Genomic DNA, 13,418 nt, shown 5'->3' on the forward strand with positions numbered 1-13,418 from the left:
GAGGCTACTCGCGGCCGTCAAGTTCGAGATCGAAGGTGAAGACCCCATCGGGACTCGAAGGCCGAGCGAGCACCTCGGGATGGCGCAGCGTGCGCAACGCGTCGTGGTAGCCGGCCTGCCAATGGTCCTGCATCGACAGGCGCGAGAACTCGTAGTCCTTGGAGTGCCCCTCGTGATTACGCGCGCGATAGATCAGGTGGACGATGTTGTAGACGTTACGGGAGACCGCCGTGCTGAGCAGCTTCACGTCCTCGTGCTGGCTGAGATCGTCGGGCAACCGGCCGAGCAGGTCCGTGAGTGCGCGCCGCAGGCGCTGCACCCGCTTGAACTGGTCGGTGCTGGCGCGCGTACGGCTGGAATACTGGATTTCCTTATGCCGTGTGATCACTTCGGCCATGTTGGCGGGAAGTTGACCGCGCGCGCTCCAGAGGTCGACCTGAAACGCCAGGATGTCCTGCGGGGCATCCGATTCGATCACCCATTGCAGCGGCGTGTTGGAGACGAGACCGCCGTCCCAATAGTGCTCGCCCTCGATCTCCACCGCTGGAAAGCCCGGCGGCAGTGCGCCGCTCGCCATGATGTGCTCGGGGCGGATCGTATGGGTGGTATTGTCGAAATAGACGAAATTTCCGGTTCGGACGTTGACCGCGCCGGCGCTGAAGCGCGTCAGTCCGCTGTTGAGCCGATCGAAATCGACCAGTCGCTCCAGCGTGGTCTTGAGCGCGCGCGTGTCATAGATGCTGGTCGCATCGCTGGCTCCACCGGGCTGTAGCCAGGGCAAAACGGGGCGGGCGGAGAAGAATCCGGTGGCGCCACATGTCGCCGCAAGACCGGCGCTCATCTGGTTGATGAGGTTGCGCGTGTTGTCGCTCTTTGTCCAATCGCTGAAAGCCGACCACTCCCAGGGCGCCGTCGAAGTGACCTGGGTCCAGAAATCGCGCAGGCGGTCGACGCGGGTCTCGGGCGCGTTGCCGGCGATGATGGCCGCATTGATGGCTCCGATCGAAATGCCGGCAACCCAGTCGGGGTGAATGCTCGCCTCGGCCAAGGCGTCGTAGACGCCCGCCTGGTACGCGCCGAGCGCACCGCCGCCTTGCAACAGCAGTGCGATGCAGTCGAAGGGAAGCTGCCGCTGTGCGGGTGAGAGCTGCGATCGAGGCTGGAAGTTCATGGCGAGTGCTCTTGAATTGCTGATTGGAGGGTTAAGGGCGGCTCAAGTCTTGCTTGCTGACCTTGGGCGGCTCGAGCGTGACTTCTTTCAAATGGTCCCCGGTGGCGACCACGATCACGAAGTTGAGTTTGCCGTTCTGTTGGATCAGTCCACCGGCCAGAGCGCTGCCTGCCGCCGCTTTCTCGGCGACCTGCACGGCATCCGACAATTCCTGCTTGATCCATTTCAGGGCAAGAATGTTGGCGAGGTCTTCGCGATCGAGCTCCTTCAGCGAAGATGTCATCTCCTTGCCCATGATGCTTCCGGTATTTGCATCGATGGCGTTCTCCCACACGCGCTCATTCCGGATCGTGCGAACGCGGTAGACGGGCGGGCCGTCGATCTCGAAGCTGATGTCGGCGGTCTTGGAGCCGTCATGCAGGCGTTCCGCGATCGCCATCGCTCGGCTGAGCGGGACGCGTGTGGTGCGGAATTCCGAGAGAACGCGTTGGATGGCGGCCTCCTCGGCCTGGCTTTGCGCGCTCGCGCTTCGGCTGTCTGCATCTGCAGATTTCTGTACGTCAGCGACGGCGGCTGTCGCGGCGAGCGTGGCGGACCACATGATCAGGGCAAACAAATGCTGCTTCGACATCGGATCAATCTCGGTCTGATTGGTTAATCGCTTGCGACGGGCCTGTGAGCGACGACGATCTCCTTGTCGGAGGGCCCCGGCAGCGACTGATTCGTATCGATCACAACGCGCTCCGGTGGCTTCACGTCGGAGTGGATGCGGATTGAGGGCGGTGCAGGATCAGGCTCGGCAGGATGAGTCGGCGGTTGCGCCGGCAGCACCCAGCTCGCCAGCAAAAGCAGGCAGACCAGCGCTCCACCCACCGACAGAAAATAGCCGCGCAAGGGTAGGGCGGAGTCGGTCGGCTGCCTCGCATGCATGAACATTGCGGATCGTCGGCTCACGGTAGGTCACTCCCGACGGGCAAATCAGTCCGGCTCATCATCAGATACTCCAGGGGCGCGGGTGCCGGCGTGCGAGCTCGACATCGAGATAACCGCGCTCATCGAGCCAGTCCGTTGGACAATAGGCGCTGGCTTTCGGGTTGATCATGAATCCGTCGCGCTGGAGCGCCGTTCGTGTTCCGGTGAGACCGGTCCAGATGGCTTCTCCACTGGTTGGATTCACTTCCATCACGTCAAAGACTTCGACGAAGTTCAGCATGTCAGGACACCGGGCGTCGTCTCACGCCGCCTGCGAAAGGCGGTCGAATTCCTCGGGCGCAACGCCCCTGCGCGCGAGCTCGGACTCGATCACGTCGAACACGCATTCGACCGGCGCGATCCAGACGTTGACCCAGTAGATGATGCAGTCGCGGGCGATCAGAAGGGCCGCTGTCATGCGAGGGTCCTCCGCTCCAGCTGAACCGCGTCGGGCTCGCGCGCGGCAAGCGTATGGGCCCAAGCGATCATCGCGATCGTGATGCCAAGCAGCACGCTCAGGGCCACGAGGCACAAGGCGACAATCACGTTCAGCGATGCGGCGGCGAGGCCAGGCAGCGGATTTTCGCGCATCAATGCAAACAGCAGAGTTGACATTTCGCGTCTCCGTAATAAAATACACCGTATAGTTCATATAAATCACGCGCCACGGCCGAAGTCAAGACGAGTGCGTCACAAGCGCGTGTGCAGGATCAAAGGCGGCGAGGCTCCGCCAGGTTCAACCAGAAGCTTCGAGCAGAGAAGGGATCTGACATGACGAGATTGATGCAGGCGCTGTTCGCAACCATGGTGGTTGCGCTCGGGAGCGCGGCGGCCTTTGCCCAGGAGAACCGGGGCACACCCGAGCAGCGAGCGGCTTGCACGTCCGACGCCTTTCGTCTGTGCAGTGCCTACATTCCCGACCCCTCCGGAGTCGAAGCCTGTCTGCGGTTCAGAAAAGCTGATCTGAGCGAAGGCTGTAAAGCGGTGTTCGAGCAGGCATCCACCGGTTCAGTCAGGGCCAGATAACGAGCGACGTTGCGGCGTGATGTGACCGGGCGCTGCCTTGAACCACATCCGCATCGCGACAGGAGACAGGAGCAATCTTATGAGCACGGTGTACATACCGGCCCTGGCTGCCTTCGGCGGCTCTGCCGTCGGCGCAGTCTCGACCATCATCAGCGGATGGTTCAGCGGACGCCGAAGGCGTCGCGAGCTTCATCATGCCCGCTCGTTCTCGAAGCGCGAACAATTGTACCATAGCTTCATCGAGGAGGCATCACGGCTCTATGCCGATGCCCTGGTCAATGACCAGGCCGAAATCCCGCAACTGGTCAGCCTCTATACGCTGGTCGGACGCATGCGGATCCTGTCGAGCAGCGAGGTCGTTCAGGCCGCCGAGAGAGCTGGGCACCTGATCATCGAAACATATGTCTCGCCAAATCGCACATTCGTCGATCTCCCCAAATTCATCGAGGAGATGGATCCCTTGCGCGATTTCGGAGAGGCCTGCCGCCGCGAGCTGATGAACATTCCGGCGCGGTGAGTGACGTTATGCGCGAGCAGATTGAAGATCGAACGAGGAGCGCGCGCCGCAGGATCGTGCAGGCTGCCATCCACTTCTATGGCGAGATGGGGCACAACAAGACCACCGTCGCCGACATTGCGCGGAGTCTGGCGATGTCTTCGGCAAGCGTCTATCGATTCTTTCCCTCGAGGCGGGCGATCGAGGAGGCTGTGGTGGAGCAGGTGCTCGAGGAGGCGGTCAGCGCGGCGGCTGAAGCGGCTCACGGCAGTGGGCCACCGCTGCGGCGCTTAGGCGCAATCCTGAAGGCCATCGCTGACTGCAATGAAGCTCGACCGGCGAAGCATCGGCGATTGCAAGACCTGATAACGCTGGCCGTTCGTGAGAACTGGACGGTCGTCCTCACCTACGACGACAGGATCCGAGGGCTGGTGCGACCGGTCATCGGTAACGGGCAAGCACGCGGTGAACTGCAGGGCGGCAGTCCGATGGCGCTGACCTGCTGCCTGCTGGAAGCCATGGATGTCCATCTCGATCCGTCGCGCATCGGAGCTGCGACGCTGCGACCGAGCTTCGAGGAGATGCTGAGTTTTTGTACGAGCGCTTTGCGTCGCGCGCCATTCCTGCAGCCGGCCGAGATGACAGCTCCCGTGCAGCTCAAGGTCGCCGGCTAGTGCGGATGCTTCCAATCCAACCATCCAAAGAAGACAGCTAGTGCGTCCAGTCTGTCTCGCAGGCAGCCAGGAAAAAGCCGACGCGCTCGCGCACGAAGCCGGGAAGCTCCTTCTTCAGGTCTTTCGGCGTCTCGCCGACGAGCGACCGGAACAGCATCGGTAGCAGGATCAGGTCGAGAAAGATCTGCGCGGTGGCGCGGCTTCGCTTGGCGCTGAAAGGGCCTCTCGCGGTGCGAGAGAGCTTCTGCGTGGCGTCGTCCAACAACTGGGACACCGCGGCCAGAGAGCGATCGCGGGCTGCGTCGTGAACGTTGCGGCTCAGTTCGGGGAACCGCTGCGATTCCGCGATCGTCGCGCGCACCATGCCGAGCGATTCCTCGACCACCCTTTCGACGATGGCGGTCCCCAGGCTCATCAACTTGTCCTCGATGGTACGGCCCTGGGGCGAAAACCCCTCGAAGTCCGTCAAGCCGTCGATGGTACGCGCAACTACCGCCGCGAACAGCGCTTCCTTGCCGGGGAAGTGGGCATAGATCGTCGGCTTGCTTGCGGGAGCAAGCTCGGAAATGTCGTCGATGCTGGCGCTGCGGAAGCCCTTCTCCAGAAACAGCTGCTGGGCTGCATCGAGAATGCGCGCTTGCGCGTCGCCGGCAAGATCCTTGGGCGGTCTGCCTCGCTTCGTCTTCTTCATCTTGGCACTCCGAAATCACGAATCTGTGCGTGTCGCTTTCTCGCTTGACATGGTTCGGGAAGAAAGGCAAGAAAAAGAAAATATACGGTATAGTTTATTAATACGTTGGGTCTGCACGTCGCTGAGCCTTGGCGGGTGCGCCTGACGAACAGGGTCGCAAAGATGTGGGGCGTTCGACTCCGATCGCCCAAACGGAACGAGGAGAATGTCGTGTCTGTCTTGAGCCCAGCCTCGTCTGGCTTGCCGGAAGGCGTGCTGCTGCGCGAGCTGCATCACAGGGTCACCAACGGTGTCGCCTTCGCCATCAATCTGGTCTCCGCCGCCGCCATTCGGGTCGAGGGGACGGAAGCCAAGTGCGCGCTCAGCGATGTCGTCGAGCTGCTGCAGGGATACGCCGATGTGCATCGTGAGTTGGCCACGCCGGCGGGTGAAACGTTGATCCAGGCCGCGGCCTACATCCGCAAACTGGGCTGTGGCATGCGCCGGGCAGTCCTGGACCGGATGAACATTCAGCTGGCATTCGCGACCCAGTCCATCGCGCTTCAGCCGCAGCGCTGCTGGCATCTGGGGCTGATCGTCCATGAGCTCGTGATGCACGCGGCAAGGCACGCCTGTTTCGACGCCCGGACCGGGCAGATCAGGATCAAGCTGACCCGTACCGGTGCGCTGGTGAATTGCGTGATCCTGGACAACGGCTCGCGTCCCGCGCGGGAGACTTCCGACCGCGAATTGCGAATTGCGAGGGAAATCGCGCGAGCGCTCGGCGGCCGGGTCGAGCAGGGCTTCGGCGCCGAATTCACCTCGATCGTTCTCTCGTTCCCGCTGACCGAACGCGAACGGGGCGCAAACTGGTCGATCGCAACGCGCCAGATGAGGGCCCCGCGCCGCACGAAAGCCGCCGCTCCAGGCGACGCGGTGCTCACGGCAAGCACAGCGACCGGTCAACGCGGACCGGCCGTTGAGACCGATCCCATTGCGGGACCACTGCGCCAGCACGACGGTGAATTGGTCGTCCTTCACCGATCCGCCGATGCGCTCGGCGGGCTGTTGTCAGCTTCCCATCATACGGACGCGCCATGACAAGCCAATTCTCGAACCCTATTCGAACGCCACATCTGGGAAAGGCCCTCGCTGCAGCGACCGTGCTTGTCAGCATTGCGTTGGCCGGTTGCAACGATCACGCGGCGCAGACGGCCACGCGGGCCACGTTGGTCCGAACCACGGTCGTGCAGCCGCGCGATCGGCAAGCTACCATCACGCTGACGGGCGAGGTTCAGGCGCGCTTCCGTGCCGATCTTTCATTCCGCGTCGGCGGACGTGTGATCGCTCGTACCGTGGACGTCGGTGCGCACGTCAACAAGGGCGACGTCCTCGCCCGGCTCGATCCGGCCGAGCAACAGGCTGATGTCGATGCTGCGACGGCGGCAGTGGCCTCGGCCGAAGCCCAGCTACGCGTGGCAAAGGCCACGTTCGAGCGGCAGAAAGCGCTGATCGCAAGCGGCTTCACCACCCGTACCGTTTACGATCAGGCCCAGCAAGGCTTGCGGACGGCAGAGGGCGTGCTGGAGGCGGCCAAGGCGCAGCTGGGCACCTCGCGCGATGCGCTCGGATATACCGTGCTGCGCGCTGAAGCGGACGGCGTCATTACCGCGCGAAATCTCGAGGTCGGTCAGGTCGTTCCGGCTGCCCAACCGGTGTTCTCGCTTGCTCAGGACGGGGAGCGGGATGCCGTCTTCGAGGTCTACGAATCCGTCTTCCTTGGCCAGACTGAGAGCCGCAGCGTCGCGTTGGCTTTGCTCTCCGACCCAAGCGTGACGGTGACGGGGGAGGTGAGGGAGATCTCACCTGCAATCGATGCGAAGAGCTCAACGATCCGCGTCAAGGTGTCCATCGAGAATCCGCCGGCTGCGATGACGCTGGGCAGCGCCGTCGCGGGAACGGTCAAGGCGAAAGCCCAGAAGGAGATCGCCTTGCCCTGGCGCGCGCTGATGGCCACGGGCAGCAGGCCTGCCGTCTGGACCGTCGACCCCAGGACGCAGACAGCGTCGCTGAAGCCCGTCACGGTCGGCGCTTATGAAGCCGGTCAGGTGCTGATCAAGGCGGGCCTCGAGCCCGGCGAGCGCGTCGTCGTCGACGGCGGCAAGCTCTTGAGCGTCGGTCAGTCGGTCACCGAGGAGGGAGGTCGGTCATGAAGCGACTGGTCATGTTGATTGCTGGCACGCTCGCGGCGGCCTCGTTGCTCGCAGGCTGTCAGCAGGAAACGAACGCGCCGGAGCCGGTGCGCCCCGTGCTCTCAATGGTGGCCAAGCCGAATAGCGCTGACAGCACGGTTGCGGTCGGGGTCGTCGAGCCGCGCTACAAGACCAACCTCGGCTTTCGCGTGCTCGGATGGCTGACCTCGCGTGCGGTCTACGTTGGCGACATCGTCAGCGAAGGACAAATCATCGGGACGATTGATCCCACCGCACTCGATCTCGCCGTTCGCGCTGCCAAAGCTCAGCTTGCCAAGGCCGAGGCGCAGCTTGCGACAGCCAGGGCCACGGAGGAGCGGCAACGCACGCTGATCACCAGCGATGCGACCACCAGGCAGACGCTTGATAATGCCGAGCAGGCCCGCGCCGGCGCCGAAGCAAGCGTCGCGCAGGAGCAGGCGAACCTGACCAAAGCGATCGAACAACTCGGCTATGCCCAGATCAAGGCCGACTTCGGTGGCGTCGTCACCGCCGTCGGCGCCGAAGTCGGCCAGGTGGTCTCGCCCGGTCAAACCGTGGTGACGGTCGCGCGGCCGGACATTCGCGAGGCGGTCGTCGATATCGGGGAAGACCTGCCTGTGCCGCTCGAAATCGGTCTCCCGTTCAGCGTCAGCCTGCAGCTCCTTCCCGCCGTTCAGGTCGAGGGCAGGATTCGCGAAATCGCGCCGCAAGCCGATGCGGTGACGCGGCTGCGTCGTGTTCGGATTGCGCTGGACAACCCGCCCGAAAACTTCCGCCTTGGCGCGACGATCACGGCAAAGTTCGGCAAGGATCACAGCAAAGTCTTGCGCCTGCCGGCATCGGCGGTGCTCGCCAAGGACGGCGCCGATTTCGTCTGGGTGGTCGATCAGTCCGCCGGCACCGTCTCGCTGCAGAAGATCGAGGGTGTCGCCGAACAGGCGGGCATCCGTGTCACCGGCGGGCTTGCCGCAGGCACCCGCGTCGTCACCGCCGGCATTCACAGCCTCAAGCCGGGCCAGCACGTCCGCTTCGAACAGGATCAATAGCCATGAAGTCGTTCAACCTCTCCGACTGGGCGCTCGGCCATCGTTCGCTCGTCTGGTATTTCATGATCGCCTTTATGGCGGCCGGCCTGTTTGCCTATCTCCAGCTGGGACGGCAGGAGGATCCTGACTTCACCATCAAGACCATGGTGATCCAGGCGCAGTGGCCAGGCGCCTCGCCCGAGGAGATGACGCGTCAGGTCACCGACCGGATCGAGAAGAAGCTGGAGGAGCTGGAATCGCTCGACTACACCAAGAGCGTGACGGTCGCGGGTCAGACCACCGTCTTCGTCTACTTGCGCGATTCGACCAAGGCGGCCGACGTCAAGCCGACCTGGGTGCGCGTCCGCAATATGATCGCAGACATCAGGGGCGATTTCCCGCAAGGCGTGATCGGCCCCGGTTTTAACGACCGCTTTGGTGACGTCTTCGGCAACGTCTATGCCTTCACCAGCGACGGCTTGAGCCAGCGACAGCTCCGCGACCAGGTCGAGGATATAAGGGCCAAGGTGCTGACCGTGCCCGATGTCGGCAAGGTCGACATTCTCGGCGCGCAGGACGAGGTCATCTTTCTCGAATTCTCCACCCGCAAGATCGCGGCTCTCGGCCTCGATATCCACGCCGTCATGAATTCGCTGCAAGGTCAGAATGCGGTGGCGCCCTCGGGCGTGTTCCAGGAAGGACCGGAGCGGATCAGCGTCCGCGTGAACGGCCAGTTCGCCTCCGAGGCGAGCCTGAAGGCGGTCAATCTCCGCATCAACGATCGCTTCTTCCCGCTGACCGATGTCGCGACCATCACGCGCGGCTACGCCGATCCGCCGTCGACGCTGTTCAGATACAACGGTCAGCCCGCCATTGCGCTGGCGATCGGCATGAAGTCCGGCGCCAACCTGCTCCAGTTCGGCGAGGCGCTGAAGGAGGAGATGACAGGCATCATCGCCGACCTGCCGATCGGCGTCGGCGTGCACCTCGTTGCCGACCAGCCCGTCGTGGTCGAACATGCCGTTTCCGGCTTCACCGAAGCGCTGTTCGAGGCCGTGGTCATCGTGCTCGGCATCAGCTTCCTGAGCCTGGGCATGCGTGCCGGGCTCGTGGTTGCGATTGCCATTCCGCTCGTGCTCGCGATCACCTTCGTCGTGATGGCCTATTGCGGCATCTCGCTGCAACGCATTTCGCTGGGGGCCCTGATCATCGCGCTGGGCCTCTTGGTCGACGACGCCATGATCGCGGTCGAGATGATGGTGGCGCGGCTCGAGATCGGCGATCCCCTGGAAAAGGCGGCAACCCACGTCTATACGTCGACGGCATTTCCGATGCTGACGGGAACGCTGGTCACGGTGGCTGGCTTCATCCCGATCGGGCTCAACAGCAGCAACGCCGGCGAGTTCACCTTCACCCTGTTCGTGGTGATCGCGGTATCTCTGATCGTCTCCTGGATCGTGGCCGTACTGTTCACCCCGCTGCTCGGCGTCACCATCCTGCCGGCCAGGATGAAAGGACATCACGAGCAGAAGGGCCGCCTGACGCAGATGTTCGCGCGCCTGCTGCTGGTCTGCATGCATCACCGCTGGAGCACCGTCGCCGTGACGGCCGGCGCGTTCCTTCTCGCCTTGTTCGGTTTGCAGTTCGTGCAGCAGCAGTTCTTCCCCTCGTCCGACCGTGCCGAGCTCGTGATCGACTGGAACCTGCCGCAGAACGCCTCGATTGCCGAGACCAACATGCAGATGGCTCGCTTCGAGCGCGAGCAGTTGCAGGGCAATGATGCGGTCGAGCATTGGTCCACCTATGTCGGCACCGGTGCGCCGCGCTTCGTGCTGTCGTTCGACGTGCAGACCGCCAACACCTGGTTCGGCCAGCAGGTGATCGTGACCAAAGGCGGCATCGCCGCGCGCGACAAGCTCAAGTCGCAGTTCGAGGGCTATCTGAGGAAGACGTTCCCGGGCACCGACACCTACGTCAAGCTGCTCGAGGTCGGGCCTCCGGTCGGACGTCCGGTGCAATATCGCCTGAGCGGCCCCGACATCGCTGAGGTCCGCGCCCTGTCGCAGAAGCTTGCAGGCGTCATTCGCAGCAGCCCTGATCTCGGCAACGTGGTGTTCGACTGGATGGAGCCGGCGCGCGTCGTCAAGGTCGACGTGCTCCAGGACAAGGCGCGCCAGCTCGGCGTGACCTCGGAAGACATCGCCACCACCCTGAACTCCGTGCTGCAGGGCTCGCCGATCACGCAGGTGCGCGACAGCATCTATCTCGTCAATGTCACGGGACGTGCGACCGCGCAGGAGCGCGCCTCGATCGATACGCTGCGCGACCTGCAACTGACAGGGCTGGGCGGCCAACCCGTGCCGCTGGGTGCCGTCGCCAATCTGCGCTACGAGCTGGAGCAGCCCACGATCTGGCGGCGTGCGCGGATTCCGACCATCACGCTGAAGGCTGCCGTCGTCAGCAACGTTCAGCCGAAGACGGTCGTCGACCAGCTCGCGCCGAAAGTCGCGGAATTCGCCAAGCAGCTGCCCGCGGGCTACGCGATCAAGATCGGCGGCTCGGTGGAGGAGAGTGCCAAGAGCCAGGGGCCGATCATTGCGGTGGTGCCGCTGATGCTGTTCGTCATGGCGACCGTGCTGATGGTGCAGCTGCAGAGCTTTTCACGCCTGTTCCTCGTGTTCGCGGTCGCGCCGCTCGCGCTGATCGGGGTCGTCATGGCCATGCTGCCGAGCGGCGCGCCACTCGGCTTCGTGGCGATCCTCGGCGTGCTGGCCCTCATCGGCATCCTGGTCCGAAACTCCGTGATCCTGATCGTGCAGATCGAGGATCTCAAGAACGAGGGCAGGCCGGCCTGGGATGCCGTGGTGGAAGCAACCGAGCACCGCATGCGCCCGATCCTGCTCACGGCCGCCGCGGCAAGTCTCGCGCTCATTCCAATCGCGCGCGAGATCTTCTGGAGCCCGATGGCCTACGCCATGATGGGCGGCATCATCGTCGGTACGCTGCTGACACTGCTGTTCCTGCCGGCGCTCTACGTGGCGTGGTTCAGGATCCATCCGGACGATGCCGATGCACTACCTTCCCATCGACCCGACGCTGTTGCGCAGGAGGCGTCGGCCGAACAGACCGCCACTCACCACGCACCCGAGCCTGTGCTCGAGGCCCAGATCTAGACGGAGACGACGATGCTTTCGAAGAGAATATCAACCTGCGTGTTGGCTGTGACGGTCGCCGCGATCCCGCTCGTACCCATGGCTGCGTTCGCGCAGTTTCCGCCACCGCCGCCGATGGCGCCGGCCGGCCCGCCTCCGATGGCTGCGGCAGCTCCGCCATCCTTCGCAGGTCCCCCGCGGCCCGGCCCCCTAGCTGGTCCCGGGCCGCGGCTCGGTCCGGCAGCTGGGCCGCGCGCCGATCTCGCCGCGCGAGGTGTCGGCGGAGGGCCCGCTGTCGTGAACGCCGCGCGCACGACGGCGATCAACGTCGGCAGTGGCGGCGGTTATGGCTATGGCGGTGTGCACGGATATGGCTATGGAGCGCGCGCTGCGAGCTATGCTGGCGCATACGCAGCCGGCGCCTATGCCGGGTACGCCTATGGTGGCGCGCGCTCCAGCTCCTACTCGAGCAGCGACTGCTACTACGTCTATAGACGTCATCGCAGGTATCTCGTCTGCGATTAGCCTGCGAGCAAGCTGCATGTGAACGGAGCACTCTCGCTGAGGGCGCTGAGGACCTCAGCGCCAATCGGATTACGGAACGGATATGGAAAGGATTTTCGGCTTCCTCGCCATTGTCGCAGCGTCGATGGCCGCGGCAATTCTGATCCCTGCCGAGCTGGACGCGACAAAGGAACACGCGTTCTGCCGGCTAGACTATGACTCGGGCGTGCGCAGTTGCTCGTTCGAGACGATCGATCAGTGCGTGTCGGCCATCGCCGGACGTGGCGGGAGCTGCTTTCGCAGCGCCGGCAGCGAGGGGGACGCATCGTCTGCCGAGGCTCCGAAGATGCATGCTCGTCATCGCCACTGATTACGGCAACCCCCGCGCCTCCAACTGATGCACCAGCAGCAGCGTCGGCTCCGCGAGGCTCTCGCCGGAGCCATCGAGGCCGAAGGCGCTCGCGATGCCGTCGCGGCTGCGCAGCAGCGTGCTGCGCGGGCAATGGCCGGCGCCGCACAGCGTCTTCTTCAGGGTCTCGCCCTGCGCCACGAGGCCGGCGGAATCGTCCGCGGCCCAGGCCAGCACGATCGGCACGTCGACATTGAGGATGCCGGGGAACACCGAGCGCTTGTCGTACTGGGTGGCATCGCCGCCGAGATAGGCCTTCTCGCTGTCGCTGGCGTCCTTGCCGGCGCGGTAGACCCCGGACACCAGCACCAGGCCGGCGACGTCGGCGCCGGCGGTCTGCAGCTCCGGATGCGCGAGCAGGGTGGCGACGTGGAAGGCGCCGGCGCCGTAGCCGACCGCGACGATTTCGCGGGCGTCGCCGTTGAAGAGGTCGATATTGCCATGAACCCAGGACAGCGCCGCGGCCACATCGGACGCGCCGGCCGGCCAGGTCGCCGCGGGTGCCAGGCGATAATTGACCCGGACCCCGATCATGCCGTTGCGCGCGGCAAAGCACATGACCTGATCCTGGATCTGGCGCGACAGCTCCGGCGCTCCGCGGTCGCCGGTGAAGGTGTCACCCGCCACGAACACCAGCACCGGCCGCGGCGTATCGGCCTTGGTCGCGCTGGCCGCGACATCGAGCACGTTGGCCTCGCTCTCGCCGTAGCGCAGGCCGCGCGAGAAGGTCACCTGCTCGCACAGCCGCGCGGTGCCGCCGGCGGTGGTGTCGGAATCGGTGAGGCCCACTTGCACGAGATCGGAGGGCGGCGGCAGCCGGCCCGGCACGGGTCCGTGCGCGGAGGCCGCGGTCATGGTCAGAAACAGGAAAAATGTCAGATAATTCTTCATGGGTGTGGCGGCCTTGCGGGACTCGTCTTGGCTCGCAGATATGGCCCGTCTTTTCAATTCGTCTCATTAGTCCGCCGGCCTTGAGGCGAATTCGCGGCGCCTTGGCCGACACCGCGCGCAGCCGCCGTTTTATCCCGATCCGTCAAGCCGTTGTCCGGCGCCGCCGAGGCTCGCGCCGGATCTGGCGTTCTACT

Annotated in this window: 17 protein-coding genes; 9 read left to right on the forward strand and 8 right to left on the reverse strand. The window is 64.3% G+C overall.

The window, feature by feature from the left end; translation table 11 throughout:
- Nucleotides 1-4: 4 nt before the first annotated feature.
- From ACNJYA_RS05550 to ACNJYA_RS05575, 6 genes are read right to left on the reverse strand one after another with little or no spacing between them, the layout of a single operon-like run.
- Nucleotides 5-1,171, reverse strand: a complete 1,167-nt coding sequence (locus ACNJYA_RS05550) for a DUF3734 domain-containing protein (RefSeq protein ID WP_212254103.1) — start codon at nucleotides 1,169-1,171, stop codon at nucleotides 5-7.
- A gap of 31 nt (nucleotides 1,172-1,202) precedes the next feature.
- Nucleotides 1,203-1,802, reverse strand: a complete 600-nt coding sequence (locus ACNJYA_RS05555; RefSeq protein WP_212254104.1) for a PepSY domain-containing protein — start codon at nucleotides 1,800-1,802, stop codon at nucleotides 1,203-1,205.
- A gap of 23 nt (nucleotides 1,803-1,825) precedes the next feature.
- Entirely contained in the window at nucleotides 1,826-2,125 is a 300-nt protein-coding gene (locus ACNJYA_RS05560; protein WP_439402188.1) for a hypothetical protein, read from the reverse strand.
- Nucleotides 2,126-2,165: 40 nt separating this feature from the next.
- Entirely contained in the window at nucleotides 2,166-2,384 is a 219-nt protein-coding gene (locus ACNJYA_RS05565) for a hypothetical protein (RefSeq protein ID WP_246570570.1), read from the reverse strand.
- 21 nt (nucleotides 2,385-2,405) lie between these two features.
- Nucleotides 2,406-2,561 carry a hypothetical protein gene (locus tag ACNJYA_RS05570; RefSeq protein ID WP_164940715.1) on the reverse strand — a complete coding sequence of 52 codons (156 nt, stop codon included), beginning with the start codon at nucleotides 2,559-2,561 and terminating at the stop codon, nucleotides 2,406-2,408.
- A complete protein-coding gene (locus ACNJYA_RS05575) occupies nucleotides 2,558-2,758 on the reverse strand; it encodes a hypothetical protein (RefSeq protein ID WP_212254106.1) in 201 nt (66 codons plus the stop codon). The genes ACNJYA_RS05570 and ACNJYA_RS05575 overlap by 4 nt, the downstream gene beginning before the upstream one ends.
- A gap of 156 nt (nucleotides 2,759-2,914) precedes the next feature.
- Here ACNJYA_RS05575 and ACNJYA_RS05580 point away from each other — a divergent pair, with 156 nt between their 5' ends.
- From ACNJYA_RS05580 to ACNJYA_RS05590, 3 genes are all read left to right on the forward strand, one after another.
- Nucleotides 2,915-3,169: a hypothetical protein gene (locus tag ACNJYA_RS05580; RefSeq protein WP_439402189.1), complete on the forward strand. Its 255-nt coding sequence runs from the start codon at nucleotides 2,915-2,917 to the stop codon at nucleotides 3,167-3,169.
- A 79-nt stretch (nucleotides 3,170-3,248) separates the two neighbouring features.
- Complete coding sequence (locus ACNJYA_RS05585) at nucleotides 3,249-3,686, forward strand: hypothetical protein (RefSeq protein ID WP_439402190.1); 438 nt, start codon at nucleotides 3,249-3,251, stop codon at nucleotides 3,684-3,686.
- A gap of 8 nt (nucleotides 3,687-3,694) precedes the next feature.
- Nucleotides 3,695-4,339: a TetR/AcrR family transcriptional regulator gene (locus ACNJYA_RS05590; protein ID WP_439402191.1), complete on the forward strand. Its 645-nt coding sequence runs from the start codon at nucleotides 3,695-3,697 to the stop codon at nucleotides 4,337-4,339.
- A gap of 37 nt (nucleotides 4,340-4,376) precedes the next feature.
- Here ACNJYA_RS05590 and ACNJYA_RS05595 read toward each other — a convergent pair whose 3' ends face one another.
- On the reverse strand, nucleotides 4,377-5,030 hold the full coding sequence (locus ACNJYA_RS05595) for a TetR/AcrR family transcriptional regulator (RefSeq protein WP_439402192.1): 654 nt from the start codon (nucleotides 5,028-5,030) through the stop codon (nucleotides 4,377-4,379).
- A gap of 210 nt (nucleotides 5,031-5,240) precedes the next feature.
- Here ACNJYA_RS05595 and ACNJYA_RS05600 point away from each other — a divergent pair, with 210 nt between their 5' ends.
- The 6 genes from ACNJYA_RS05600 to ACNJYA_RS05625 all read left to right on the forward strand — a co-directional run bounded on the left by ACNJYA_RS05600 (nucleotide 5,241) and on the right by ACNJYA_RS05625 (nucleotide 12,294).
- Nucleotides 5,241-6,110, forward strand: coding sequence for a histidine kinase dimerization/phosphoacceptor domain -containing protein (locus tag ACNJYA_RS05600; RefSeq protein ID WP_439402193.1), 870 nt, complete (start codon nucleotides 5,241-5,243; stop codon nucleotides 6,108-6,110).
- Entirely contained in the window at nucleotides 6,107-7,222 is a 1,116-nt protein-coding gene (locus ACNJYA_RS05605; RefSeq protein ID WP_439402194.1) for an efflux RND transporter periplasmic adaptor subunit, read from the forward strand. The genes ACNJYA_RS05600 and ACNJYA_RS05605 overlap by 4 nt, the downstream gene beginning before the upstream one ends.
- Nucleotides 7,219-8,289 (forward strand): efflux RND transporter periplasmic adaptor subunit, encoded by a 1,071-nt coding sequence (locus ACNJYA_RS05610; protein ID WP_439402195.1) that lies wholly within the window; start codon nucleotides 7,219-7,221, stop codon nucleotides 8,287-8,289. Before ACNJYA_RS05605 ends, ACNJYA_RS05610 begins: the two co-directional genes overlap by 4 nt.
- Before the next feature lie 2 nt (nucleotides 8,290-8,291).
- On the forward strand, nucleotides 8,292-11,441 hold the full coding sequence (locus ACNJYA_RS05615) for an efflux RND transporter permease subunit (protein ID WP_439402196.1): 3,150 nt from the start codon (nucleotides 8,292-8,294) through the stop codon (nucleotides 11,439-11,441).
- 12 nt (nucleotides 11,442-11,453) lie between these two features.
- Nucleotides 11,454-11,945 carry a hypothetical protein gene (locus ACNJYA_RS05620; RefSeq protein WP_212254114.1) on the forward strand — a complete coding sequence of 164 codons (492 nt, stop codon included), beginning with the start codon at nucleotides 11,454-11,456 and terminating at the stop codon, nucleotides 11,943-11,945.
- A gap of 82 nt (nucleotides 11,946-12,027) precedes the next feature.
- Nucleotides 12,028-12,294: a DUF3551 domain-containing protein gene (locus ACNJYA_RS05625; protein WP_439402197.1), complete on the forward strand. Its 267-nt coding sequence runs from the start codon at nucleotides 12,028-12,030 to the stop codon at nucleotides 12,292-12,294.
- Here the strand turns inward: ACNJYA_RS05625 and ACNJYA_RS05630 are convergent, their stop codons facing one another.
- Nucleotides 12,295-13,224 carry an alpha/beta hydrolase gene (locus ACNJYA_RS05630; protein WP_439402198.1) on the reverse strand — a complete coding sequence of 310 codons (930 nt, stop codon included), beginning with the start codon at nucleotides 13,222-13,224 and terminating at the stop codon, nucleotides 12,295-12,297.
- Nucleotides 13,225-13,418 lie beyond the last annotated feature (194 nt).

This window comes from Bradyrhizobium sp. BLXBL-01, from assembly GCF_051853025.1.
Taxonomy (GTDB): Bacteria; Pseudomonadota; Alphaproteobacteria; order Rhizobiales; family Xanthobacteraceae; genus Bradyrhizobium.